Source organism: Candidatus Binatus sp. (genome assembly GCF_036567905.1).
Taxonomy (GTDB): domain Bacteria; phylum Desulfobacterota; class Binatia; order Binatales; family Binataceae; genus Binatus.
The window spans coordinates 47,205-74,063 of sequence record NZ_DATCTO010000042.1 but is presented as its reverse complement, the minus strand read 5'-3'; the positions used below and the strand labels follow the sequence as shown (position 1 = coordinate 74,063).

Genomic DNA, 26,859 nt, shown 5'->3' with positions numbered 1-26,859 from the left:
TTGCGCGATTTTCCTCGCGGCGATCCCAGGTTACCAGCAGATTGTGGGGGCGGTGTCGCAACCCCGCGCTCTGATCACCGAGACGATAAACGAGACCAACCTGGTCACGCTGGCGGGCAATACGCGTCCGGAAGCGACGGCGGCCAACGATCGCGGCCCGGTCGCTGACAGCTTTCCGATGGAGCACCTGTGGCTCCAGTTGCGGCGCTCGCCCGAACGCGAACAGGCCCTCGATCGTTACATCGATCAGTTGACCGATCCGCACTCGCCGAATTTCCATCACTGGCTCACGGCGCAGCAGTTCGGAGAACGCTACGGCCTGGCCGACCAAGACCTCGCGAAGATCACGGGATGGCTCAAATCGCACGGCTTCACCGTCAATCTGGTCTATCCCAGCCGGGTGGTGATCGAGTTTTCCGGGACGGCCGGCCAGGTGCGCGAGGCCTTCCATACTGAGATTCACAATCTCGAGGCGAACGGTGAGAAGCACATCGCCAACATGAGCGACCCGCGGATTCCGGCCGCGCCGGCGCCAGCCGTAGTCGGAGTCGTGTCGCTGAACAACTTCATGCCGCGTCCGATGAACCAGTCGCGCGCGGACTACACGACCGGCAGCGGTAATCAGTTGGTGGCGCCCGCTGACTTGGCCACCATCTACAACTTGAGTCCGCTGTTTGCAGAGGGTTATTCGGGCCAGGGCCAGACGATCGTAGTCGTCGAAGACAGCGACGTTTACAGCACCACCGACTGGGACAACTTCCGCACCACTTTCGGTCTTAAAAGCGCTTACCCCGACGGCTCTCTCAAGCAGGTCCATCCGGCACCCGGCAGCGGCGGCCCCAGCTGTACCGACCCGGGCGTCAATCCCAACGGCGACGACGGCGAGGCAGCCATCGACGTGGAATGGGCGAGCGCCGCGGCTCCCAGCGCTACGATCGAACTGGCCTCGTGCACGGACAGCACCAACTTCGGAGGTTTCATCGCCCTGCAAAACATTCTGAGCAACGGGGGCCCGCTCCCCGCGACCGTGAGCATCAGCTATGGCGGGTCCGAATCGGAGCTCGGCGCGGGGGAGAACTCGTACATCTACGGCCTGTATCAGCAGGCGGCTACCGAAAAAGTGTCGGTGTTCGTGTCATCGGGCGACGAGGGCGCGGCCAGCACCGACTACGGCGCGACCGATGCGACCCATGGCATAACAGTCAGCGGATACACCTCGACGCCGTATAACGTGTCGGTGGGCGGCACCGATTTCGGCGACACGTACGCGGGCACGAACAGCACTTACTGGAGCGGCACGAACGGGACGACTTTTGGCTCGACACTCTCTTACATTCCGGAAATTCCCTGGAACAACTCATGCGCCAGCGAGTTGATCGCCACTTTCGTCTACGGCCTCTCCGAAGTGACCTACGGGAAAAACGGCTTTTGCAACGATGTGAGCGTTGGGGAGGGCTACCTGAATACCACCGCGGGCAGCGGCGGCCCGAGCGGCTGCGCTGCTGGAACGGTGTCCACCCGGGGTGTCGTCAGCGGCAGCTGCAAGGGATACGCGAAACCGACATGGCAATCCGGTTTGTTCGGCAACCCGAGCGACGGCGTGCGGGATATTCCCGACGTGTCGCTGTTCGCCGCCAACGGCTTCTGGGGCCATTACTACGTGGTCTGTTGGTCCGATCCGAGCCAAAAGAGCAACGGCGCAGCCTCCTGTTCGGGTGCTCCTGTTACGTGGGCGGGATTCGGCGGGACGTCGGTCTCGTCGCCGATAATGGCCGCGATTCAAGCGCTCGCGAATCAATATAGCGGCAGCAGCCAGGGTCTTCCGAATTCCACCTACTACTCGCTGGCCAAAGCCGAGTATGGCGCAAGTGGCAGCTCGACCTGCGACTCGACACTCGGCAACGGTGTCGCCAGCTCGTGCATTTTCTACGACGTGACCCAAGGCGACATGGACGTGCCCTGCACGGGCAAGCACAATTGTTACAAGCCATCGGGCACGTATGGCGTACTTTCCACTTCCAACTCGGCGTATCAGCCCGCATATGCAGCCACAAGCGGAGCTACAACCGGATGGGACTTTGCCACCGGAATCGGGACGGTGAATGCGTATAACCTTGTGAAGGCATTAGGCGCGAGCCCGACGGCGACTCCCACACCGACTGCGACGCCGACACCGACGGCGACGGCCACAGGCGGTACTCCAACTGCGACTGCGACAGCTACCGCAACGCCGACCGCGACGGCGACGGCGACGGCGACTCCCACACCGACTGCGACGCCGACACCTGTCGACGCCAAGCTGAAGATTTCACCCAAGTTCGTGAACTTCGGCAAATCGACCAGGGTCAATTCGGTCAGCAAACCCAAGAAGGTGACGATCAAGAACGGCAGCTCCAAGAAATCCGCGATTGCGGTATCGATCACCAGTGAGTCGGCCGCCGCGCCGTTCGCAGCCACCAGCGAATGCCCCCCGTTGTTGGAGCCGGGAAAGAGCTGCAAGGTATCGGTGACCTTCAGTCCGACCGATACCAGGGCGCAAAGCGTAAAGTTGATCATCAACGACGACGAGACGTGAGTACCGCAGACGATCCAGCTGTCCGGGACCGGCAAAGCGCCGAAGTAATAGAAGTAGACAGAAGGGCCGGATTTAACTACGCGCGCAACGAAGCAGCGGGTCAAATGGCCCGCCGCTTTATATCCAAGCAGCGGCGAGTTGGCGACCAATCCGTCGCACGAATCATCAAACTGATTGTAGCCGGTCGGGCTATGGCATCAAGAATGCTTCCAACAGAGAAAATATGAAGGCAGACGATCCGATCGCGAGATTTACTCGATGGTTTCGTGAGGAAGTGACCGCCGACACCAAGCTTCCGGAGGCGATGGCGCTGGCTACTTGCGGCAGTGACGGTATGCCCAGCGTGCGTTACGTCCTGCTCAAGCAGGCGGATGGGCGAGGGTTTTCCTTCTACACAGATATACGCAGTCCCAAGGGCCGGCAAATTGCGCAAAATCCCCGCGCCGCGCTCGCTTTTTATTGGCCGCGGAAAGGACGGCAGGTCAGGATCGATGGCTCGGTCGAGCGCATGACGGCACATGAAGCGGATGAGTATTGGGCAACCCGGCCGATAGACAGCAGGATTTCGGGCAGCGTCTCGCACCAGAGCGATCGGCTGAAAAGCCGCGAAGAGTTGGTCGCGCGTGTCGCCAAGTTCCGACGGGAATTGAGGGGCAAAGAGCCAGTGCGGCCGAATTACTGGCTCGGACTGCGCGTAGTACCGAATCGGATCGAATTCTGGGTGCAAGCTCCCTTCCGCTTGCATCGGCGCGAATTGTTTCTGCGCCGCGGCGGACAATGGCGCAAGACACTGCTCCAACCCTGAGGGCTGCTTCCAACGGAAACAGCCCTGCATCGAAAGGACCCAGTTTCGGAATAATTTCAGCCGAGGGATGCACGCGGGAAGACCCGCGTTGTACGGAACGATAATTGCTGCTAACTTCGCGAGATCATGGGTTATAATTTTCCGGCGCTGTACTTCGAAGCTACTCGTTTATGCAATCTGCAATGCCCTTTATGCATGACCGGCAGCAACGATGCGCACAAGGTTCGAGACAAACGTCGAAGCGAGCTCAGCTTCGATGAGATTCGCGAACTGGTATTGCTACCAGCCAAGCGCCTCGGCGTTATAGCTGTCGGATGGAGCGGTGGCGAGTTCTTGTTGCGCAAGGATGCCCTGGAGCTTCTCCGGCTTACGGTGGAGCTAGGGTATCAGTGCAAGGTTTGCAGCAATGGCGAGGTAATCGATCGGACCAAACTGCAGGAAATCAAGGAAGCAACCAACGGCAAGGTAACAATATCGGTCGGGCTGAACTCGATTGACGAGCGCAACGAGTGGACCCGTGACGCCAAACCTGATCGTACCTTGGAGGTGCTCGCCCTGTGCGAGGAGCTCAAGATTGATCGCCACGTCATCGTTACGATCTCCAAGGACAATACCGAGACCTTCGCCAAGACCGTCAAGTATCTGACCGATCGGCGGATTTCATACAACCGCTCGCCTTACGTGGCGCGCGGATCGGGCTGCGATCTGTTCACCAAGCTCGCGTTCGATCGCAACGATCTCGAAGCTCACTTCCATCCCGAGTTGCGCAGTCACGTCAATGGCTACGTGAGCTATACCCCATTCTTCCTCTCGCCGGAGTTGCACGCCCAGGTCTCCGGAGGAGCCGCCAATGGCGCGGTACCGCAGAATCCGCCGATCGGATGCTGGGTCGGGACCTGGCTGGCGCTCAACGCGGAAGGCGATGTTTCGGTCTGTCCGGTTTTGCTCGATCAGCTCAAGGCCGGCAACGTGCGCGAAAAGCCGCTGGACGAGCTGGTCGCTTCCAGCCAACTGTTTGCCGACGTGCTCGATCGTGGCAAGCTCAAAGGCAAGTGCGGCGACTGCCGGTATCAGTACACATGCGGCGGATGCCGTGCGATGGCGTACTACCACAACGGCGACTACATGGCCGAGGATCCCACCTGCTTCTTTGATCCCGAAGACCGCAGCACGATCAGCCCGCACGAAGAACAGACCAACCGCTTGTTCAAGAAGTACCTGATCGTGGCGCGCTACGTCGGCTTGTTTACTCGTCCGCAGCCCCCGCAGTGACCGATCGACCCGGTTGCCGGTTCGAATCGAGCCCTAACAGGGTGTTGAAAAACTCGTATCAAAGGGCAGGTCGGGTCTCGCACCATTCAACACCCTGCGTAAAAACTGTCTTCTTACCTACAACATCTCCCCCAAAGGGGGGAGACCAGTGAAAAAACCCCTTTGGGGGAGACAAGAGAGAGGGAGCAGGCGTTGAAAATTACTTTTTCAACCGCCTGCTAAGCAATATCCCGCCTGGTAGCACGTAGCTTAGAGTTCCACGTCCACGTTGTAGGCCACGGCGCTGTTCATCACCGGCCCCAACGGTCGGCTTGACCATCATCCGGCGACTTTGATTCGCCCACTTTTGATCGCTTTCAACAACGCATTGTAATCGCGCTCGACCGCCAATACGCGGTGCGATTCCTCGATTCTCCGCGCAAGCGCTTTTGAGCTATGCTCGCATAAAGCTCAAATTCGGATGAAACCAGAGCGGACAAAATCGCCGAAGATGCGCCGGCGCGACTTTCTGGGACTCATGGTCGCTGCGGCCGCGACTGCGGCAACGAGAGTGGGCCTCGCGCAGGAGAACAAATCTATGCCGACAGCGCAAAGCACCGCGCTTCATCACGCTGACAGCATCGAGCTGCCGCAAATCACCAGTATCATCGACACGACCAGTGGTCCGGTGCGGGGCCTGATCAACGATGGCGTGCACACCTTCAAGGGTATCCGCTACGGCGCCCCGCCGGTGGGTCCTTTACGCTGGACGGCGCCGCAAAGGCCGGCCCCCTCGAAGGTGGTGCTGGACTGCTCCGACTACGGAGCGCCCGCGATGCAGATGGCGTCGGGCGCGACCGCGGCTCCGGCCGGCGATTACGGCATGTTGATGGCCCGGGTGTTCACAACTCCGTCTGAGCTGAAAATTCAGAACGAAGACTGCCTGTTCCTCAACCTGTGGACGCCTGCGACCGACCACCAGAGGCGGCCCGTGATGTTCTGGATTCACGGCGGCATCTTCGCCTACGGCTCGGGTGGTCAGCCGGTTTACTGCATGGAAGACCTCGCCCGCGATCACGGCGTCGTTGCCGTCAACGTGAATCATCGCCTCAACGTTTTCGGCTATCTCCACCTGGGCGACCTGATGGGCGATGCCTACAAATCGTCCGGCACGGTCGGCATGCAGGACTTGGTGCTCGCCTTGCAGTGGGTGAGAGACAACATCGCGAATTTCGGCGGCGACCCCGGCAACGTAACCATCATGGGCCAGTCGGGCGGTGGTGCGAAAGTCTCGATTCTGATGTCGATGGACTCGGCGAAGGGACTATTCCACAAGGCGTCGATTCAGTCGGGTCCTGGCCTGATAGTCGGTCGCAGAGAGCCCGCCACCGCAGCCGCCAAAGCGCTCCTCGGGGAACTCGGCATCCAGCCCGGCGACATCAAGTCGCTCCAGGCAATGCCCGCCCAGACGATCATCGCCGCCGCCTTCGCGGCGGACGCGAAGAACAACGCCGGGCCGCGCGTACCCGGCATGCGCCGGCCCGGTGGTATTGGCTACATCCCGATCATCGATGGTGTCGCGATCACCCGCGATCCGTTCACGCCCGATGCGCCTGCGGTGTCGCGCGATGTACCGGTGCTGGTCGGCTACGTGAAGGACGAGGTCACCATCTTCACTGCGGGCGAGCCGTGGTTTGGAAAGATGACCGAAGCCGACCTCCAACAGCGCATCGCGATGCTCGGCCCCATGGGCAAGCCGCTGGTCGAGGCATGGCGCAAGATCAGACCCGACTACTCGCCGACCTACCTGTTCACTGCTGCAATGAGCTCGATGTTCGCGATGGGCGGATCGATCACACTGGCCGAGCGCAAGGCGGCGCAAGCTGGCGCGCCGGCATACATGTGGTATCTGACTTGGGAAACTCCGGTAGCAGGCGGGCTATTCAAGACCCCGCACACAATGGAGATTCCGTTCATGCTCGATTCCTACCGCCGGGTGCGCGCGTTTGCCGGTCCGGACCCCGGAGCCGCGCGGATGCAGCAGCAGATAGGGGGAGCGTGGGTCGCGTTTGCCCGCACCGGCAAGCCCGATTGTCCCGCAATTCCGCATTGGCCGCCCTACGATGCCGCCAAGCGGTCCACGATGGTGTTCGATCTTGAAAGCCAGGTCGTCAATGATCCGAATTCCGAGGTGCGAAAGATAATTCAGGGCGCGTGATACGTGCTTGACGCACGAATTGCGCGACCGTAGCCTTTCTGGCGATGCTCCCTACGAAACGAGTTGAGCCTTTCGCAGCAAAGCTGCACTTCATCCCTCGCGGGATACGCCCGGTTCAGGCGGCACTGATCAATGCGCAAAGGGATTACTTTTCGCACGCACCGGGATGGGTTCTGCTGACGACAACCGGGCGGCGAACCGGCTTGCCGCGTGAGACGCTCCTTCCGTGCGTCCGCAGCGACAATGATGTTTACCTGATCTCCACTTACGGCTGGCAGTCCGATTGGATCCGCAACCTGCGCAAGAACCCCAAGGTCAAAGTCACCTGCAATGGCGTGGTGGTCGCCGGGCACGCAAAGATGATCGAGGCTCTCGACCGGAAAACCCGAATTGTCGGCGAGCACCCATTCGTGCCCTTTGCTCCCTTCGAACTGGTTCACGCAGTCGCCCTGAATCCTGCGATGCGTCCGTTGCTTGTGGCTTTCCTGCGCCGCTGGGTCGCCTCACGCCCGATGGTCGTTGTGCGCACCTGAAGCGAGAACCCCAACAGTCTTAGAGGGACGCGATGGCATCGCAAGGCTCTGCCTGGTACGTGGACTTTTTTCGCGCCGACTACCTGAGCGTCTATGGCCACACGTTCACCGAAGAGCGCGCTGAAAAAGAAAGCGCCTTCGTCGCCGGCGCGCTCGAGCTCAAGCCGGGCGCATCGGTGCTCGATCTCTGCTGTGGCCAGGGGCGGCATTCGATCCAGTTGGCGAAACGTGGCTTGCGGGTAACCGCTCTCGATCTGAATCCCGAGTACCTGGAACTCGCCAACCAGGCGGCCAGGACGAGCAAGGTCACAATCGAGACGGTGGCCGCCGACATGCGCAAGATCCCGTTCGAAAACAACTTTGACGCGATCGTAAATATGTACTCCTCGTTCGGCTACCTCGAGTCCGAAGCCGAGGATTTGAAAGTCCTGGAATCGGCCGCCAAAGCGCTGAAAGCCGGCGGACGGATCCTGCTCGACATGCTGAACCGTGAGTGGGCGATCGATAACTATATCCAGAACGACTGGCATACCGGCGCGGACGGAACTTTGTACGTCGAGCGGCGCGACCTGGATCTCGCGACCAGCCGCATGCACGTGCATTTCATCGTCGTGGACCCGAAGGGAGGCCGCCGCGAGTCGATCGGGCATATCATCCGGCTCTACACGCTGACCGAGATGACCCGCGTCCTGGAACGCGTGGGGCTGCGCGTGACCGCGGTGTTCGGGGGATTCGACGGCGAGGCGTATGCGATAGGTACGCGGCGGATGATCATCGTCGCGCGGAAGTAGCGGCCAGCCGGGCCGTGATCGGGGGAAAAGCCGCGAAAATGCGCGGTTTTTTGGGTCAAAAGAATAGAGATGGCCGGGAAGCGATTTAAATTTCGCGCATTGTTGCCTTAGGTAGTCGTGCTTTGTATAGTCGCTGACTAACCAATCGGACAGGCCTTTGGGGTATGCTTAAAATATGGATGTGATGAAGACGCTTTTCCTGAATCCGCCCTCGTACGACGACTTCGACGGGGGAGCGGGCTCGCGCTACCAGGCGACGCGCGAGGTCTGGTCATTCTGGTACCCGACGTGGCTCGCTTATCCGGCGGGGATGATCCCGGGCGCACGCCTGCTCGACGCGCCGCCGCATAACTACACAGTCGAGATGACGGTCAACGAGGCAAAGAACTACGACCTGGTCGTGATTCACACCTCGACGCCGTCGCTGAGGATGGATGCGCGCACCGCGGAAGCAATCAAGGCGGCGAATCCGGATGCGATCATCGCGATGGTCGGCGGGCATCCGACGGCGCGGCCCGACGAAACGCTGAAACTGTCGCCGGCGATCGATATCGCGGCGCGCAAGGAATTCGACTACTCGATGCTGGAAGTGGCGCAGGGCCGCGACTGGAGCACGATCGCCGGAATCAGCTATCAGAAAAACGGCGGGCTGCATCACAATCCCGATCGTCCGGCGCTCACCGACGAAGAACTCGACAAGTTGCCGTTCGTCACCGAGGTATATGAAAAGAACCTCGACTACCTGAAGTACAACAGCCCGTACTGCCAATATCCGTACGTGTCGCTGTACACCGGGCGCGGATGCCCGGCGCGATGCACGTTCTGCCTGTGGCCGCAGGTCACGCAGGGGCATCGCTATCGCGTGCGGAGCCCGGAGAATGTGTACGAGGAAGTGGCGGCGATGAGGTCGAAGTTCCCGAAGATGAAGGAACTGTTCTTCGACGACGACACCTTCACCGCCGACCCGGCCCGCGCGCGCAAAATCGCGCAGCTGCTGAAGCCGCTGGGAATCACGTGGTCCACCAATTCACGCGCCAACGTCGACTATGAAACGCTGAAGATCATGAAGGACGGCGGGCTCAGGTTGTTCGTGGTCGGCTACGAGTCGGGCAACGCGCAGATTTTGAAGAATATCAAGAAGGGCGTCGGAATCGATCGCGCGCGGCGCTTCACCAAGGATTGTCACGAACTGGGGATCCTGATTCACGGGACTTTTATCCTGGGACTCCCCGGCGAGAACAAGGATACGATCGAGGAATCGATCCGGTTCGCGCGCGAGATGGACTGCGAGACGATCCAGGTGTCGCTCGCGTCGCCGTACCCGGGCACCGAGCTGTTCGACTACGTGACCAAGAACGGATTCCTGGCGGTCGATCCGCTGCTCGATGAATCCGGCTATCAGAAGTGCACGATCACCTATCCGGGCCTGACCAACGACGAGATTTACGGCGCGGTCGAGCGCTTTTACCGCAGCTTCTACTTCCGCCCGAAGTACATCTTCAAATCGGTCAAGAAGATGATGACGTCGATGGAAGAGACCAGGCGGATGCTGAACGAGGGGCGGCAGTTTCTTTCCACGATGCGCCAGCGGCGGCATCAGACGGCGCAGCAAGCGGTGGCCTGACGGCGAATTCCAGGCGCGAGTAAGGGGCCAGCGCAGGGTCCGCAGCAAGATGTCTGTGGCGCCATCTGTCGCACCGGGTCAAATTACCGCGCGGGAATCATTCGATGACAATCTGGATGGCTTTACCGGCTGCGGGCGTGTGCGTGTCGGTGCTCTACTACGCCGCCGCGACCGTCGCTGCGATCAAGTTTGCGCGGCGCACGACTTCTCCCCTGCTCCCGCTGCCCAAGATTCCACCGCGCGTGGCGGTGCTGAAGCCGCTGCATGGGACCAGCGATTCGCTGGCGGCCAACCTGGTCAGCTTTCTGGAAATCGCGTACCCGCGGGCCGACTTTTATTTTGGCGTCGAGAACTACGAGGATACGGCCGCCGAAGTTCCGGTCGCACTCCGCCAACGCTACCAGCACGCGAGCATCACGCTTGTCGTAGGCGAAGAGCCCGGCTGCAGCAATCACAAGATCGCGAAGCTGGTGAAGATGGCGGATCGGGCCGAGAAGGCCGAAGTATTCGTACTGAGCGACGCCGATGTATCCGTCGAGCGCGACTACCTCAAGCGGATTGTCGGCGAACTGATCTCCGACGATAAAATCGGCATCGTGACCTGCGCGTATCGGGCGCGCCCGGGCGGCTCGTTCGCCTCGCGGCTGGAGGCGCTCTATGTCAACACCGATTTTCTACCGCAGATTCTGCTCGCCGAAATGATCGAGCCGATGCATTATGCACTCGGCGCGACGATCGCCATCAAACGCCCGGTGCTGGAGGCCGCGGGCGGATTCCGCGCGGTCAAGGACATGCTCGCCGACGACTTCTACCTGGGCAACTTCACCAATGCGCAGGGCTACGAGATCAAGCTGTCCGATTCGCTGGTCACGTTGACCTGCGAGGAAAAGAACTTCGCTGAATTCTGGCATCATCAGCTCCGCTGGGCGCGCACCTACCGCACCGTGCGCCCGATCAGCATCGCGACAGTCCTGATACACGGCCCGTTCTGGGCGCTGATGGGGCTTGCGATCTCACGCGGCAGCGCCGCGGCCTTTGCGGCATTGGTGCTGGTAGTTGCGGCGCGGCTCGCGATGTCGGCGGTAATCGTCGGCCGCGTGCTCAAGATGCCCGAGATGCTGACCGAGCTGTGGATGGTTCCGATCAAGGACCTGATAATGACCGGGGTCTGGTTTGCCAGCCTGCTCAGCAACAAAGTGATGTGGGCCGGACGCCAGTTCAAGGTGATCCGAGGCGGCGCGATGCGCGAAGTGAAGAACTGAAGGCGGTGATCTTCTACCTGTCCATCGCGATCGTTGCCAGCGTGCTGATGGCGCTCGGCCTGCTGATGATGAAGAGCCGCTCGGCGCATCTGCCAATGGCGGCCGGCGCGAATACGATCGGCGCGATCGTCGCCTGGATTCGCGATCCCATGTGGATCGGCGGACTCGGCGTGCAGACCGCGGGCTGGGCGCTCTACGTGATTGCGGTGTCGAGGGCGCCGGTTTCGATGGTGGCGGTGATGATGCAGGGCGGGATCGCGCTGTTCGTAATCGCGTCGGTGGTGATTCTTGGCGAGCGCGCGAATCGGCGCGAATGGGTCGGCATCGGCGCGATCGTGCTCGGGATGCTGATGCTGACGCTGTCGCTTCAGGCCGGCGAGACCGAAGGTGCGTTCGAACCCGGAACGCTGTTGATGTTTTCCGCGCTGTTGACGGTCGCAGGGCTCGCGCCGATGGCCGTCGCACGGCTGAACGCCAGCGGCGCCGCGGCGGCGATTCTATCTGGTGTCGCGTTCGGCCTGGGAGGATTGTTCACCAAGGCGATGACCGAAGAGTTCACCGCCAGCGCCGCCGCTTCGCTCGCGCTTCGAATCGTATCGAATCCTTACGTGTACGGCCTGATCGTCGCCAACATCGTCGGGATTGTCCTGCTGCAGAACTCGTTTCATTCGGCGCGCGGGATAATAGCGATGCCGCTGTCGGGGGCACTGTCGAACATCGTACCGATCGCCGGCGGGATGATCGCGTTCGGCGAACGATTGCCGACGGGTTCGGTGCCCGCCGCGATGCGGATTGGCGCATTCGCATTGACGATCGCGGCGGGCGCACTGCTGGCTGGATCGCGCGCGCAGTCGTCAGAAGATCGGATCGTGACCCGGGCCGCGGTCGAGAACTAAAAAGCGAAAAACTAAAAGTTCGCTTTCGGCACTGGCAGGCCGGGCACGTCGGCGCGCGCGCGGAAAATCGTTCCCTTGCGACTTGGATCGTCGGTGTTGTCTGCGGTCACGACGTAGAGGTCCCGCAGGTCGCGGCCTGCGAAGACCAGGCTGGTCACCATCGTGGCCGGCAACTTGATTCGCTCGGCCACGGCGCCATCTTTCAGGAAATGGACGACCTCGCCGGCGCGGAAAGCCGCAACCCACACGCCGCCTTGCGCATCGACCGCCAGCCCATCGGGCAATCCCGCGGGCATCCTGGCAAAGACGCGCCGGTCCTTGACGCCGCGCTCGTGAGTAACGTCGTAAACCCACACCGCGCCGGTGGGGGAATCCGAATGATACAGGTGTTTTCGGTCGGGGCTGAGGCCGAGCCCGTTGCTGACCTCGATGCCGTCCCACAACTTCACCGCGCGACCGGGAGGATCGATGCGGAACAGGCTGCCCGGAATCGGCTGCTCGTTGCTCAGCGGATCGAAGTTGATGGTTCCGGTGTAAATGCTGCCGTGATCGTCGGTGGTAAGATCGTTCATGCCGACGGGCTTGCCTCCCCAAGCGACGAATAGATCGCGGCTGCGGCCGGTCTTCTCATCCCAATGAATCAGGCCGCGGCCGGTGAGCACGAGCCCGCCGCTGGCGTTGAAAATCATTCCGCCGACGCCCTTGCGCTTGGGAATCAGCGTTTCGACGTTGCCGCCGGGATTGCGCCGGTAAACGCCGCCGTTGGGAATGTCACTGAAGTAGAGACGGCCGAGATCATCGACGCGCGGCGCTTCGAGCAGGCCGTAGCCGCTCGCGAGCATCTCGAATTCCATCGCCCGGATCCTCCTTGCGCCCGTTTACCACGCTTCGCGGTGCGCGGCGAGGCCTGGCTATGAGCGGGCGCAGCGGTTCACCGTATCAGTCCGGAAGATCGACTCCCACCGGCTGCGTCAGGGGCGGGCGGTCCTGATCGGCAAGGCGCAGCCGGCGATGGCACAGGAAGATCAATACCGGCTGCAGAATTCGCGTCAGTAGCATGATCGCCAGCGCGCCTCCGATGACGACGATCGCCAGCGGCTGCTGCGTCTGAGCGCCGATTCGGGTCGAAATTGCCGCGGGCAGCAGGCCGAGCGCGTCAACCAGGTCGGTCATCATCGTGGCGCGCAGACGACGGTCGGACCCGGTGATGATCGACTCGACGAATGGATGCCCTTCCTCCCACAAGCGGCGGATGTAGAAGCTCAGCAGAATACCGTCCATCACGGCGATTCCGAAAATCGAAATGAAGCCCACGCCCGCCGACACGCTGAACGAGGTGCCGGTGATAATCAACGCGAGGACGCCGCCGAGACACGCCACCGGAATCTGCGCCATGATGATGAAGGTGTCGACCAGCGATTGCGTCGCGCCGTAGAGAACACCGGCGATGAGCAACAGCGCGAACGGCACGACGATCATGAGGCGGCGATTGGCGGCCTGAAGCTCGCCGTACTCGCCCGACCATTCGAGATGCACGCCTTCGGGAAGATGGACTTCCTTCGCGATTCGCCGCTTGGCCTCTTCGACGGTGCTCTGCAAATCGCGGTTACGGACGGAAAACCTGACCGGCACGTACCGTTGCAGAGCCTCACGGTAGATGAATGACGCGCCTTCGGCGGTCTCGATTTTGGAGATCTGGTCAAGCGGGATCTGACCGCCGGCCGGGAGGTTGACGCGGATCTGGCGGATCGCGTCGAGGCTCTGGCGGTACTGGGGCTTCCATCGCACGACCAGGTCGAAGCGCCGGTCGCCATCGAGCACTTGGGTGACGGCCTGGCCGCCAATCGCGGCCTGCACCACGGCGCCGACATCGCCGACGTTGAGTCCATAACGCGCGCAAGCGGCGCGGTCCGGGGTGATTTGCAGATTGGGCTGGCCCATCGAACGCAACACCACTCCATCAACGACTCCGGAAACCCCGCCCAGGGATTCCCTGATGTCGTTGGCGAGACGCTCGTCGGTCGCCAGGTCCGGTCCGAAAACCTTGATCGCATTTTCCCCGGCTTTTACCCCCGAGATCGCTTCGTCGATGTTGTCTTCGATATTTTGCGAGTAGCTGAAGCTCACGCCCGGAAACTGCCGTGTGAGTTTGTCGTCAATCTGCTTGACGAGTTTAGGTTTGTCGATCCCGGCGGGCCATTGGGTGTCGGGTTTGAGATCGACCGCGAATTCAATGTTGAAAAAACCCGTGGTCTCGGTGCCGTCGTCGGGGCGGCCGAGCTGCGACACAACCGAGGTGACCTCCGGGAAGCTCTTGAAGACGGCGCGCATCCGATTGCACAGCTTGGCGCCATGCTCGAGCGAGATCGTCAGCGGCATCGTCGCGTGCGCCCAGATGTTTCCTTCCTCAAGCTTGGGCAGAAACTGCCCGCCCAGCAGCGGAAACAGCGACAACACGCCGGCCACCAGCAGAACAACTACGGTCAACGTCAACCGCGGCCAACGCAGGATCCGGACAAACAGTCCGTGGTAGAACGCTGCGATTCCCAACCAGATGGGGTTGCGAACTGTTCGCATCCCCTTCGCGAAGAAATACGAAGTCAGCACCGGCGACAACGTGACTGCGAGCAGAATCGCGGTGGCCAGCGCGAACGCGTAGGTGTGCGACATCGGTGAGAAGATGGCGCCCTCGACCCCGCGCATCGTGAACAGCGGCAGGAATGCGATCACGAAAATGATCGTCGAGAACAACATCGGGCCGCCAACTTCCTGCGCGGCGGCCAGAATGCGAAGTCGATAACTCTCGGTCGAGTGCTCGGACGCGGTGAGGTGGCGCTCGATGTTTTCCATCACGATGACGGTGGTATCGATGATGATGCCGAAGTCGATCGCGCCCAGAGAAATGAGATTGGCGGGCGTGTCCGTCGCGTGCATCAGAGCGAACGCCCCGCATAGCGCAAGCGGGATGTTCACCGCGGCGATGATTGCGGCGCGCAGGTTGCCGAGAAAGAAAATCAGCACCAGAAAGACCAGCGCCATCCCGATGGTGAGATTTTCGATCACGGTGTGAAGCGTGGTCTCGACCAGTGTCGTGCGGTCGTAATACGGCACGACCTTGTAACCCTTGGGCAGGATGCCCGTGGTGTTGAGTTGGTGGACCTTGGCCTCGACGCCCTTGAGCGTTGCGAGCGTGTTGCCGTACTTGCGCATCAGGACGATGCCGGTGACGACCTCGTTCTGATTGTCCTTGCCGACGATTCCGAGCCGCGGCGCGTAGCCGATCTTTACCTCGGCGACGTTGGAAACCTTGATTGGGGTGGACTTGTTGGCGTTGAGCACGACGTTGCGAATGTCGTCGAGACCGCGGAAAAAGCCCAGCCCGCGGACGTCGAAAGCCTGCTCGCCGACGCTCATATAGTTGCCGCCGGAATTGGTGTTCGAGTTCTGCAACGCCGCGATCAACGTGGACAGCGGAACCTGGTAGTAGTTGAGCTTGAGCGGATCGACTTCGACCTGGAACTGCTTCGTCAATCCACCGAAACCCGAAACGTCCTCGACGCCCGGCACCGTGCGGATCTGCTTTTCGAGTACCCAGTCCTCGATTGTCTTCTCGTTAGTCAGATCGTGATCGGAACTCTCGACCGTGTAACGGTAGATTTCGCCGATGGGATTCTCGGGCGAAATTCCGGGCGTCACGCCCTGCGGCAGACTGAGAAACGACAGCCGATTGACGGTCTCGATGCGGTCCCAGTAGTAGTCACTGTCCCACGAGAAGTAGCAGCGAATGTCCGACAGTCCGTACAGCGAGATCGAGCGCATCGCCTCGAGATTGCGCATCCCGCCCAGGCCGTATTCGGTCGGCACCGTGACCAGCTTTTCAACTTCTTCGGCGCTGAGACCGCTGGGCAGCGTCAGCACTTCGATCAGCGGCTGAACCGGATCCGGATAGGCTTCGATATCCAGTTGCGAGAACGAAAAGGCGCCGGCCAGCAGCAGCATCAGCGCGATGCCTATTACGACTACCCGCTCGCGCAACGCCAGCGCCATCAACGATCGAATCATCGCTTAGCCAAAGATTACCGCTGCGACCGGCAATGCCGCCGGGTCTAGGAACTTTCCCCGTGAGCCTCGTGCCATAGCGCGTTCACCTGGAGGGTCTCGCCGCTGACCACGCGGTCGCCGGCCTTGAGCCCGGAGACCACGCGCGCGTAGCCGACGCGGCTCCACGACGCGATCGAGACCCTGCGATGCTCGAACGTGCCGGGGCTCACCTCGACGAATGCGTAATAGTTGTCGATGTCGAATACGAGGGCGTCCTGAGGGATTACCAGCGCCTGGCCGGGCCGCGTGACGATGGTCACCTTCGCAAGCATCTGCGGTTTGAGCCTGGCGCCGGGATTTTTCACTTCGCAGCGGATTTGCAGCGTGTGCGTGGCGGGATCGATATTCGGACTGATGCGCGCGATCACGCCCTTGAACACTTCATCGGGAAAAGCGGTCGTTACCGCCGACAACTGCTGGCCGACGCGCACGCGTGCGAGATCGTCCTCGTAGATATCACCGGTGATCCAGACGTCGTCGAGCGTGCCGAGCGAGAAAAGCACGTCGCCCGGATTGACGGCGGCCCCGCGCTGCACCTTGTTATCGACGACGGTGCCGCTGATCGGCGCGCGCATCCAGACAATAGGATCGGGCGCCTTGATGGCCTGGATGTCGGCATCGCTCATCCCGAGAAACTGCAGTTTGCGTTTGGCGGCCAGCAATAGAGTGCCGGCAAAATCCGACGAAGCCCCAACGCCGGGCGCCGCCAGTAGAATTGAAGACTCGTGAGCCTGGAGATACTCGGCTTGCGCGGTCATGAAGTCGGGGCTGTAGAGCGCGACGATTTTTTCGCCGCGATGAACGTTGTCCCACAGCGAGACGCGCGTTTGCTCGATTCGCCCCTGCACGCGCGAAACGATCGTGGAGACACTGCGATCGTCGTAGGTGATCTGTCCGGATGTTTCCAGCAGGCCCGGCAGCTCGACGTTGCGCACCTCCTCCATCGCCAGACCGGGAACCTCGTTGGCATTGAACTGGATCAGCTCAACGCCCTGCTGCCGAACCAGTCGGACCGCGGGGGTCGCTTCAGGGACCGCGGCGGCGCTACCGGCCGAATCGCTGTGGCATCCAGCGGCCGAAATTGCGGCGCCGAGGGCGGCCGCCAGCGCGGCGAGCGCGATGGGGTTGAAATTGCGCCGGCTCATTGATGCAACGGCGCTCCGATCGCCTGCTCCAGCGCCACTTCTCCGGCAAAGAACTGATTGGCGTTCTGAAGGTACGTGAGGCGCGACGCGTAATCGCTTTGTAAGGCCGAGGACAATGTAAGGAAGTCGACTTTGCCCGACTGATAAGCGACCAATGCCACTTTGAAGTCCTGGTCGGCCAGGGGAATCAGCCGCCCGCTGTATACTTGGGCCGACTCGTAGGCGAATTGCGCGGACTGGAACAATTGCGTGACGGTTGCCTCGGTTTGGCTTAGGACGGAATTCATGCTGTAACGAGCGGCCTGCAACGAATGTTGCGCCGACCTTACGTCCTCGCGCTGATGGATCCAGAAAAATACTGGCATATTGAATCCAATCGAAAACGTGTGCGCCTGCGTAACGCCGGGCAGAGGCCGGGCGCCGGATTGCAGAATATAATCAAACTCGTATCCGACCGTATAGTTCGGCAGATATTCCATCTCAGCGAGTGTCACCGCCGTGGTTGAATTTTTCTCCGTTAGCGCGGCTGCGAGTATCTCCTGGCGCGCGTGCGTTGCGGTGTCGACTGCTTTATCCAGCTTGATCTCCAGCGGTTTCAGCTCGATCTTCTGGTCAAGGTCCAACGGCGCGGCCGGTTTCCGATAGAGCAGTTGATTCAGTCCCGCTCGGTCGTTCAAACGGTTGGTTTGGTACTGGCGTTGCTGCAACTGAGCCTGCTCGAGAGCTAGCTCGGCACCGATGAAATCGGATTGTTGCGCCTGACCCCCCGTGTATTGGGCCTGGGTTACGTTAACGACCTGTTTCAAGTTGCCGATATTCTCGCCGTTGATTGCAATCAGCCCCTCATCCAGCACTACCTGGTAATATGCGGTCTCAACGCCGGCTCGCAGGTCGCGCACCGCCGCCTCATACCTCAAACGCGCAATCTCGGCGGTCCGCCTTGATTCATCCGCCTGTAGAAACGCTTCTCCCGGAAACTGGAAAGTTTCGCTGAATGCATGGGCGTGCAGCGCCGCGTTGAAATCTTTGCTGCTATCCACATTCGAGTAGGTGAAGGTCGGATCCGCGGGAGCATAGTTCTGCAGAACCTGATGCTGTGCGGCCTCCCACTGCGCATACACCGCACGAACCTGGGGATTCGATTCTACTGCGATTTCCACCAGATCATTGGCCTTAAGCCCGACCTCGCCGCGCGCCGGCATAACGGCTGCGATCAGCAACGCGATCGCAAGCATCAACGCACCGCCAATCTTTATCGTTGGCATCGCAACTCCTCGATCAACATCGTCCATGGCAATACGTCGCCGGCGCGGAAAGGTTCCATCGCCGTGGCCCAAATCGGTTACCTCAGCCACCTCAGGGCTGCAATCGACACTCAATTAAACCGGTTTGAATCGACGACCGAAAGCACCCCTTCGGATCGCATAACGCAGCCGTCGAAGGCTGGTGGGCGCCCCTTCGGCCAGCGTCAGTTGCCGGCGACTTTGGCTTTTGCGGCCGCGGCACTCTGCATCGATCGCAGGTACATCACGACCCGCCAGCGCTGCTCGGGGGGCATTTCTTCAGCGTAGGAGGGACTCGACAGGGCGCCGTCGCGAATCACGCCGTAGATATAGCCGTCGGGACGATCCTTGATGGCGCCAACGAGCAGACTTTTCGGCGGCTTTTTCAGGATGTGCGCGACGGGACCGTTACCCTGCGCGGATTCTCCGTGACACGGCGCGCAGTAAGCATTGAACTGCTCTTTGCCCTTGGCGAGATTTTCCGGCGTCGCCTGCAAGGGATTGTGCATCTTGATCGCCGCCTGCTCGAGGCTCATCGGCGGTTCTCCGCCATGAACGGGAATTGTGTCGGCCGGAGTGACGCGCGGCGCCTCGGCGAACGGCTGAATTTCCGGCCCGCGGTACATGTCGATACTCCACGGGAAGCAAGTCGCCGGCGCCGGGATCGCCGCGATCGCAATCGCAACCATCAATCCCCCAGCGCGAATCACCCTGGCGGGCAGACCAATCACGTCTTTGAAAATCTCCCGGCTCTGCTTCTTTACGACAATCACCCCGAGCATACCCGCCTTCTCATGCGGAAGGCAAAAGTAGCGCACTACCTGGCGCTGGCCAGTGGCTGGCTGGAGAACCCCAGACCTCGAGCGCCGGCGTCCACGGTGACCCGCGAACTGTCGCGAATCTCACCCGCGAGCAATTTCCGCCCCAGCGCCGTCTCGAGCTCGCGCTGGATAAGCCGTTTCAGCGGACGCGCCCCGTACGAGGGATCGTAACCATGCTCGGCCAGATAATCGCGCGCTTTGTCGGTCAATTCGAGCTCGATCTTGCGCTCCTCGAGCCGCGCGCGCAGCCGCACCAGTTGGACGTCGACTATTTGGCGCAGCTCTTCGCGGGTCAGAGGATGGAACACGACGACCTCGTCAACGCGGTTGAGAAACTCGGGCCTGAAGCTCTGACGCAAGACCTCGAGCGCCTGCCCCTTCATCTTCTCGTAGTCCTGTCCCTTGAAGCCGAGAATAATCTGGCTGGCGATATTCGACGTCATGATCACAACGGTGTTGCGGAAATCGACCGTGCGTCCGTGACCGTCGGTAAGCCGGCCGTCGTCGAGCAATTGCAGCAGCACGTTGAACACGTCGGCGTGCGCTTTTTCGATCTCGTCAAACAGGATTACCGAGTACGGACGGCGCCGCACGGCTTCCGTCAGTTGCCCGCCCTCATCGAAGCCGACATAGCCCGGAGGCGCGCCGACCAGCCGCGAGACGGTGTGCTTCTCCATGTACTCGGACATGTCGATTCGGATCATCGCCGCTTCGCTGTCGAACAGGAACTCGGCCAGTGCGCGCGCGAGTTCGGTCTTGCCCACGCCGGTGGGGCCGAGAAAAATGAAGGACCCGATCGGGCGGTTGGGATCCTTGAGTCCCGAGCGGGCGCGAATTACGGCGTCGGAGACGGCGATCACCGCTTCGTCCTGGCCGATCACGCGTTTGTGCAGATGCTGCTCGAGATGCGCGAGCTTCTGCACCTCGCCTTCGAGCAGCCGCGAGACTGGAATTTTGGTCCATCGCGCGACGACTTCGGCGATATCGTCCTCGTCCACTTCTTCCTTGATCAATCGCTTGCCGCCGGAGTGCTTCTCGATCAGCTTCTGCTCTTCGGCGCCGAGTTCCTTCTCGAGCGACGCGAGCTTGCCGTACTGCAGCTCGGCGACCTTGTTGAGGTCGTACTCGCGCTTGGCTCTTTCGATCGCAAGTCTGGTTTGTTCGATCTCGGCTTTAATTTTCGCGAGTTTCTCGAGGCCGCCTGTTTCGGTTTCCCACTGCGCCTGCAGGCCCGCGCGCTTTTCCTTGATCTCGGCCAGCTCCTTCTCGAGTTTCTGCAGCCGATCGCGCGAGGACTGATCGGTCTCGCGCTTGAGCGCCTCGCGCTCGATTTCCAGCTGCATCATGCGCCGATTGACCTCGTCGATCTCGACCGGCATCGATTCCTTCTCGGTGCGCAGCTTGGCCGCCGCTTCATCCATCAGGTCGATTGCCTTGTCGGGCAGGAATCGATCGGTGATGTAGCGTTTCGACAGCACCGCGGCCGTCACCAGCGCGGCGTCCTTGATTCGAATTCCGTGATGGACCTCGTAGCGTTCCTTCAGCCCGCGCAGAATCGAGATGGTGTCCTCGACGCTCGGCTCCTCGACCACCACCGGCTGAAAGCGCCGCTCCAGCGCGGCGTCTTTCTCGATATACTTGCGATACTCGTCGAGTGTGGTCGCGCCGATGCAATGCAGTTCGCCGCGCGCCAGCATGGGCTTGAGCAGGTTCGACGCATCCATCGCGCCTTCAGCCGCGCCCGCGCCGACGACGGTATGCAACTCGTCGATGAACAGAATTATCTCGCCCGCAGCCTCCTGCACTTCCTTCAACACGGCTTTCAGGCGTTCTTCGAACTCGCCGCGGAATTTGGCGCCCGCTATCAGCGCTCCCATGTCGAGCGCAACCAGCTTGCGATTCTTGAGGCCCTCGGGCACGTCGCCCGCAACGATTCGCCGCGCGAGACCCTCGACAATCGCGGTCTTGCCGACCCCCGGCTCGCCGATCAGCACCGGGTTGTTCTTGGTGCGGCGCGAGAGGACCTGGATTACGCGTCGAATTTCCTCGTCGCGTCCTATCACCGGATCGATCTTGCCGGCCGACGCGAGCTTGGTCAGGTCGCGGCCGTATTTTTCCAGCGACTGGTAGGTCGCCTCGGGGTTCGACGAGGTGACGCGCTGGTTGCCGCGGACCTTCTTGAGCACGGCCATCAGCTTGTCGTGCGTCAACCCTGCTTCGCGCAGGATTTTCGAAGCGGCGCCGGGCTCATCGAGCATCGCGATCAACACGTGCTCGACCGAAACGTACTCGTCCTTGAGCTTGCCCGCCTCCTGCTCTGCGCGCGCCAGCACCCGTCCCAGGCGCTGGGTCGCGTAAACTTGCCCGCTGTCAGAGCCGCCGCCGGTTACTTGCGGAATTTTGGCGAGTTCAGCGCCGAGCTTGCGGCGGATCGCGTCGCGATCGGCGCCCGTCAGCTTCACGATCGAGGACGCCAGCCCTTCGTCATCTTCGAGCAGCGACGCTATCAAATGCTCGACGTCGACGGCCTGGTTATGCGCGGTGAGCGCGGCGTTTTGCGCGCGCCCAAGCGCCTCCTGGAGTTTTTCGGTGAATCGGTTGGCGTTCATTTGATGGTCGGTTTTCCCTGCTGACTAAACTAACCACTTTCCCAAATTTGGCAAAACGAAATTCACCATCGGCCGCCGCGGTGACATCCGCAATCTGTCTCCGGGCGATTTCCGCAGAACAGGAGAAATTTTGCGGCGAGATGCTACGCAGACCCGCGCCCGGCCGCGAGACTCGCAGTCGAGCGCATTGAGCCGCAGGCTTTTTCTGACGGCAACGGGCTAGATATTCACAATGGGCGCTGCGGTCCCGCGCACGGTGCGGCGATTCGCGCGCACGCGGCGCGTGGCCGCGGGCGCCGGCTCGAACGCGGGATGCAGGCTGGATTCGCGCGGAGCGTCGGCGGCGTTGGCTGGTTTCCGGGCAGCGATAAGGATATGGCGCCGCCCCTGGCGAATCAGCAAGCCTCGCTCAGTCATTTCGGTTAGAAGCTTGCTGACCATCGGGCGTGAACTGCCAATCATCTCGGCGAGTTCTTCCTGCGCCAGTTCGGGCAGCAGCACCGTTCCGCGCGAGTCGGGTACACCGAATCGCTTCGCCAGCTCGTCCAGAACAATCTCGAGCCGTTGGCGCAGCGACATTCCCAAAAACGTCATGTAGCGGTAAGCGACCGACGACCACATCGAATTGATCGCCTCGGCGATCCGGAGCAGCGCCTCCGGCTCGAGGCCCTTGAGCACTTCGGAGATCTGATGACGCGTGAACAGCGCAACGCAGCAGTTGGTCACTGCCGTTGCCCCGAACAGCTGCGAACGGCCGCCGTCCGCGCCGGCAAAATCGGCATATCCAAACAGGTCGCCGGGACCGGCGAGCTCGACCAACACCGGGTTGCTGCCGGGACGCGAGCTATGAACCTTGACCAGGCCGGCCAGCACGGCAAAGACGACGTCGGCCGGCGAGCCCATCGAGAACAGCTCCGCGCCCTTGGGATAGCGCACCAGCATGTGCCGCTCGAGCAGTGCGGCCGCCGCCGGGCGCGCAACTCCGATCGATGAGAGCTTGGATAGCAGCTTTTCCTGCGCCTGCGCCGAGACCTGAAGCTTCATAGGCATCTCTCTTGCCATTGCGCCGCATGACGGCCGGTATGTAATTAAACCCTACAAACTGTTAGCTCGAATGCGCGCCTCGGTCAAGCGCAGACGAAATACCGCCAATAATTTGTCGCAGGCGCTCAGCCGCCGGCGATCGTCATCTCGGCTATCTTGATCGTCGGCGCGACCGTGGATGAGCGCCAGTTGAGGTCGTTGCCGATCATTTCGACGCCGGCCATCATGTCTTTCAGGTTGCCCGCGATGGTGATTTCATTCACCGGATAGGCGAGTTCGCCGTTCTCAATCCATATTCCGCCCGCGCCCCGCGAATAGTCCCCGGTGACCATGTTCACGCCGAAACCTATCGTCTCGGTCAGGTACAGTCCCTGCTTCACCGAGCCGATTATCTGCGCGGGCGTGTAGCTGCCGGGCTCCAGGTACAGATTGGTGGCCGAGACGCCGGGAGCCTCACCCACCGAACGCGCGGCGTTGCCCGTGGGCGCCAGACCGAGCTTGCGCGCCGAATAGCAGTCGAGCAGGTAGGTCGCGAGCACGCCCTTGTCCACCACGTTCTTGCGCGAGGTCGGCAGGCCCTCGCCGTCGAACGGCTTGGAGCCGAGACCGCCGGGGATCAGCGCGTCGTCAACGATAGTAACGCCGGCGGCGGCAATCGATTTGCCCAACTGTCCCACCAGAAACGACGCCCCCTTATACAATGAGGGCCCCGAAGCGGCGCCGACGATCGATCTAATCAATCCGGCGGCCATGTCGGGATCGAAGACGATCGGCGCGCGCGTAGTCTTGATCTTGCGCGCTCCGAGCCGGCGGATCGCCCGCCTGGCGGCGGTTATTCCGACCGACTCCGCATCTTCGAGTTTTCCCAGGCGGCGGTTCGACGTGTACCAGAATCCCTGTTGCATCGCGTCGCCATCTTGCGCGATCGGCTGCACCACAAGGGTGTACGAGGTGCCGGAATACTCGCCGGAAAAGCCCTGGCTGTTGGCGAACAGAATCTGGCCGCGGCCGGAGCTGAATTCGGCGCCCTCGGAGTTCTTCATGCGCGGATCGAATTTCAGCGCCGCGTTCTCGGCGGTGCGCGCGATCTCCAGCGCACGATCCGCGGTCACTATTCCGCTGTCGGGATCCGCGAGCCGAAGCTCGGGCAATGACTTCGGATGCATCGAAGGGTCGGGCAATCCCGCCCACGGATCGGCGGCCGACAGCCGCGCAAGCTCGACCGTGTTCGCGATGAAGCCGCCCAGTGAATCGCGCTCCAGTTCGGCCGTCGATGAGGTCGCGGAAGACTGTCCGCAAAATACGCGCAGACCCAGCCGCCGCTCGCGCGAACTCTTGAGTTTCTCGACTTCGCCCAGGCGCACGCCGGCCGAAAGAGACTCCGCGGTCACGCACAGAACCTCCGCCGCGCTGGCGCCCTTGCGCCTGGCCTCGTCGAGCGCCCAATTGGCGAGTTCAATATCAACCGCCGCCATCAGATTATTCTCACTGTCATTCCAATTGTCAGGCGCGCGTGCCGCCGACCGTGATGCCGTCGATTCGAATCGTCGGCAGTCCCACGCCCACCGGCACCGATTGGCCGTCCTTGCCGCAAGTCCCGACCCCGGCGTCGAGCGTGAGGTTGTTGCCGACCATCGAGACCCGGGTCAGCACGTCGGGACCATTGCCGATAAGCGTGGCGCCCTTCACCGGCCGCGTCACCTGGCCGTCCTCGATCAGGTAAGCCTCGCTCGCGGAGAAAACAAATTTGCCGTTGGTAATATCGACCTGTCCGCCGCCGAAGCTGACCGCATAGAGGCCGTTCTTGACCGACTTGATTATTTCCTCGGGCGTGGATTCGCCGCCCAGCATGAAGGTGTTGGTCATTCGCGGCATTGGCGAATGCGCAAAGCTCTCGCGCCGTCCGTTGCCGGTGGGCGCCATCTTCATGAGCCGCGCGTTCATCCGATCCTGCAGATAGCCGCGCAGGATTCCCTTTTCGATCAGCACCGTGCGCGAAGTGGGGGTGCCTTCGTCGTCAACGTTCAGGCTGCCGCGGCGATTCGGGATGGTGCCGTCGTCGATCACCGTGCAAAGTTCGCTCGCGACTTTCTGGCCGATTCGATTCGCAAATGCGGACACGCCCTTGCGGTTGAAGTCGCCTTCCAGCCCGTGGCCAATCGCTTCGTGCAGCAAAATTCCGGGCCATCCCGGGCCGAGCACGACGATCATCTCGCCCGCGGGCGCATCGACGGCGTCGAGATTCACGATCGCCTGGCGCGCCGCTTCGAGCGCGTACTCGCGCCAACGGTCATTTTCGATGAAGTAGTTCCACTCGACGCGCCCGCCGCCGCCGTAGGAGCCCATCTGGCGACCCTTGCCGTCGTCGGCGATCACGGTGACGTTGAGCCGGCACAGCGGCTGCACGTCCGCGGCGACCTGCCCGTCGCTGTTCACGACCATCACGATCTTCCGCTCGCACGCAAACGACGCCATCACGTTCTTCACCCGCGGATCGCAGCCGCGCACCACGCGATCGATCTCGCTCAGCAGCCGCGCCCGCTCCTGCACCGGAACCTCGAGCGGGGTGCTGTCTAGATCGTACAGCGCATGCCGCGCGACCGGAGTACCGACCTGCACCGCGGCGGGGGTCGTGCCGCGCTGATCGGCGATCGCGCGGGCGGCCTCCGCCGCAAGCCGCATCCTGTCGATCGTGACTTCGTCCGAATAAGCGTAGCCGGTGCGGTCCTCGGCGCACACGCGCACACCGACGCCGTGGCTCACGCTCTTGCTGGTGTGATTGACCATCGATTCCTCGAGCCCGAGGCCCTCGGCGCTGCGGTACTCGAAGTAGAGATCGGCGTAGTCGGCCTTGCGTTCGAGCGCGGCGCCGAGGATTCGCTCGAGCGCGCCGTGATTCATGCCGAATCGGTTCAGGAAAAATTTGTCGGGAGCAACGAGTTCGTTGGACATTAAATTTGCCGCCTGTAAATCAAGTTTATCAAAGCGCGCAGCCGCCAAGAAGCTCGCTTGCTCGAAGCCGCGCAAACCATCGGCTCGACGATAGCGAAGCGGCCTCGAAACGGGTTACGATTCGCCGATGGCGACGGCAACGCGGGATACACTGGCGCTTATCGATCGGCTGATGCTCGAAATTATCGCGCAGCAGGAGCGCAAGGTCCTCGCGATGGCGCGCGCGATTCATCCCGGGCTCACCCCGGAGGACATCCGCAACCCGAACGATTTTGCCGACTTGATGGCAAGCGGCGAGTGGAACTTCGAGGACGGAATCCTGGCCGGGCTCAAGAGCGCGCACATGGCGATCCGCGCGAAGCTGCTGGAGAGCATCGAGTAAGAACTCGAAAAAGTTCCACCAGCAGGGCCACAGGAAAAAAGAAAAGGCACGAAGAGATTTTCTTCGTGCCTGTGCGTCTGTGGCCGCGACGTTCCAGCTGGATTAGCCTGCCGCCGCCGCCCGACGCGGTCTCTCGGCGGCAGCGCCCTCTTTCTTCGCCGCCGAGCGCTTGCGCGGCTTCTTCGACTTGGTCTGCTCTTCGTTGCCGGTGAACTCGATGACCGACAGCATGGCGGCATCACCGCGGCGATGACCGAACTTGATCACCCGCGTATAGCCGCCGTTGCGATCTTTGAAGCGCGGCGCGATCTCATCGAACAGCTTCTTGACCGCCTCATGCGACTGCATGAACGCAAACGCGCGCCGTCGCGCAGCGAGATCGTTCTGCTTGCCGAGCGTGACCATCCGGTCGGCGATGCGCCGCAGTTCCTTGGCCTTGGGATCGGTCGTCTTGATTCGCTCATGACGAATCAGCGCGAGCACCATATTCTTGAACAACGCCTTGCGATGCGCTGAGGTGCGATTGAGCTTGCGGCCCGAGTTGAGATGACGCATCAGTTACTCCAA

The 26,859-nt window shown here is 61.5% G+C and carries 20 protein-coding genes; 10 read left to right on the top strand and 10 right to left on the bottom strand.

Annotated elements, in window-relative coordinates; genetic code table 11:
- The first annotated feature begins 52 nt into the window (after positions 1-52).
- From VIO10_RS06710 to VIO10_RS06670, 9 genes are all read left to right on the top strand, one after another.
- Positions 53-2,575 carry a protease pro-enzyme activation domain-containing protein gene (locus VIO10_RS06710; protein WP_331961247.1) on the top strand — a complete coding sequence of 841 codons (2,523 nt, stop codon included), beginning with the start codon at positions 53-55 and terminating at the stop codon, positions 2,573-2,575.
- A 121-nt stretch (positions 2,576-2,696) separates the two neighbouring features.
- On the top strand, positions 2,697-3,380 hold the full coding sequence (pdxH, locus tag VIO10_RS06705) for a pyridoxamine 5'-phosphate oxidase (protein WP_331961295.1): 684 nt from the start codon (positions 2,697-2,699) through the stop codon (positions 3,378-3,380).
- Between the two features lie 126 nt (positions 3,381-3,506).
- On the top strand, positions 3,507-4,652 hold the full coding sequence (locus VIO10_RS06700; protein WP_331961244.1) for a radical SAM/SPASM domain-containing protein: 1,146 nt from the start codon (positions 3,507-3,509) through the stop codon (positions 4,650-4,652).
- 577 nt (positions 4,653-5,229) lie between these two features.
- The gene (locus tag VIO10_RS06695) at positions 5,230-6,849 is read left to right on the top strand and encodes a carboxylesterase/lipase family protein (RefSeq protein ID WP_331961241.1); all 1,620 of its coding nucleotides are present in this window, start codon (positions 5,230-5,232) and stop codon (positions 6,847-6,849) included.
- A 44-nt stretch (positions 6,850-6,893) separates the two neighbouring features.
- On the top strand, positions 6,894-7,382 hold the full coding sequence (locus tag VIO10_RS06690) for a nitroreductase family deazaflavin-dependent oxidoreductase (RefSeq protein ID WP_331961238.1): 489 nt from the start codon (positions 6,894-6,896) through the stop codon (positions 7,380-7,382).
- A gap of 32 nt (positions 7,383-7,414) precedes the next feature.
- Positions 7,415-8,173: a class I SAM-dependent methyltransferase gene (locus VIO10_RS06685; protein WP_331961235.1), complete on the top strand. Its 759-nt coding sequence runs from the start codon at positions 7,415-7,417 to the stop codon at positions 8,171-8,173.
- A 184-nt stretch (positions 8,174-8,357) separates the two neighbouring features.
- Positions 8,358-9,797, top strand: a complete 1,440-nt coding sequence (gene hpnJ, locus VIO10_RS06680) for a hopanoid biosynthesis associated radical SAM protein HpnJ (protein WP_331961232.1) — start codon at positions 8,358-8,360, stop codon at positions 9,795-9,797.
- Positions 9,798-9,913: 116 nt separating this feature from the next.
- Positions 9,914-11,059, top strand: coding sequence for a bacteriohopanetetrol glucosamine biosynthesis glycosyltransferase HpnI (hpnI, locus tag VIO10_RS06675; RefSeq protein ID WP_331961229.1), 1,146 nt, complete (start codon positions 9,914-9,916; stop codon positions 11,057-11,059).
- Between the two features lie 5 nt (positions 11,060-11,064).
- Positions 11,065-11,955 (top strand): hypothetical protein, encoded by an 891-nt coding sequence (locus VIO10_RS06670; RefSeq protein ID WP_331961226.1) that lies wholly within the window; start codon positions 11,065-11,067, stop codon positions 11,953-11,955.
- 11 nt (positions 11,956-11,966) lie between these two features.
- Here VIO10_RS06670 and VIO10_RS06665 read toward each other — a convergent pair whose 3' ends face one another.
- From VIO10_RS06665 to tldD, 9 genes are all read right to left on the bottom strand, one after another.
- Positions 11,967-12,809 (bottom strand): SMP-30/gluconolactonase/LRE family protein, encoded by an 843-nt coding sequence (locus VIO10_RS06665; protein WP_331961223.1) that lies wholly within the window; start codon positions 12,807-12,809, stop codon positions 11,967-11,969.
- A gap of 85 nt (positions 12,810-12,894) precedes the next feature.
- Positions 12,895-16,017 carry a CusA/CzcA family heavy metal efflux RND transporter gene (locus VIO10_RS06660; RefSeq protein ID WP_331961220.1) on the bottom strand — a complete coding sequence of 1,041 codons (3,123 nt, stop codon included), beginning with the start codon at positions 16,015-16,017 and terminating at the stop codon, positions 12,895-12,897.
- A gap of 44 nt (positions 16,018-16,061) precedes the next feature.
- Positions 16,062-17,201, bottom strand: a complete 1,140-nt coding sequence (locus tag VIO10_RS06655; RefSeq protein ID WP_331961217.1) for an efflux RND transporter periplasmic adaptor subunit — start codon at positions 17,199-17,201, stop codon at positions 16,062-16,064.
- Positions 17,198-18,556, bottom strand: a complete 1,359-nt coding sequence (locus tag VIO10_RS06650) for a TolC family protein (protein ID WP_331961214.1) — start codon at positions 18,554-18,556, stop codon at positions 17,198-17,200. The genes VIO10_RS06655 and VIO10_RS06650 overlap by 4 nt, the downstream gene beginning before the upstream one ends.
- 113 nt (positions 18,557-18,669) lie before the next feature.
- Positions 18,670-19,266, bottom strand: coding sequence for a c-type cytochrome (locus tag VIO10_RS06645; RefSeq protein ID WP_331961212.1), 597 nt, complete (start codon positions 19,264-19,266; stop codon positions 18,670-18,672).
- A 35-nt stretch (positions 19,267-19,301) separates the two neighbouring features.
- Complete coding sequence (gene clpB / locus VIO10_RS06640; RefSeq protein ID WP_331961209.1) at positions 19,302-21,914, bottom strand: ATP-dependent chaperone ClpB; 2,613 nt, start codon at positions 21,912-21,914, stop codon at positions 19,302-19,304.
- A 219-nt stretch (positions 21,915-22,133) separates the two neighbouring features.
- Positions 22,134-22,958, bottom strand: a complete 825-nt coding sequence (locus VIO10_RS06635; RefSeq protein WP_331961205.1) for a Crp/Fnr family transcriptional regulator — start codon at positions 22,956-22,958, stop codon at positions 22,134-22,136.
- Between the two features lie 125 nt (positions 22,959-23,083).
- Positions 23,084-24,433 carry a TldD/PmbA family protein gene (locus VIO10_RS06630; RefSeq protein WP_331961202.1) on the bottom strand — a complete coding sequence of 450 codons (1,350 nt, stop codon included), beginning with the start codon at positions 24,431-24,433 and terminating at the stop codon, positions 23,084-23,086.
- 28 nt (positions 24,434-24,461) lie between these two features.
- Positions 24,462-25,910, bottom strand: a complete 1,449-nt coding sequence (tldD, locus tag VIO10_RS06625; RefSeq protein WP_331961199.1) for a metalloprotease TldD — start codon at positions 25,908-25,910, stop codon at positions 24,462-24,464.
- A 127-nt stretch (positions 25,911-26,037) separates the two neighbouring features.
- Between tldD and VIO10_RS06620 the strand changes: the two genes are divergently transcribed.
- The gene (locus tag VIO10_RS06620) at positions 26,038-26,292 is read left to right on the top strand and encodes a hypothetical protein (protein ID WP_331961196.1); all 255 of its coding nucleotides are present in this window, start codon (positions 26,038-26,040) and stop codon (positions 26,290-26,292) included.
- A 102-nt stretch (positions 26,293-26,394) separates the two neighbouring features.
- Here VIO10_RS06620 and rplQ read toward each other — a convergent pair whose 3' ends face one another.
- Positions 26,395-26,847, bottom strand: a complete 453-nt coding sequence (rplQ, locus tag VIO10_RS06615; protein WP_349259229.1) for a 50S ribosomal protein L17 — start codon at positions 26,845-26,847, stop codon at positions 26,395-26,397.
- Between the last annotated feature and the right edge of the window lie 12 nt (positions 26,848-26,859).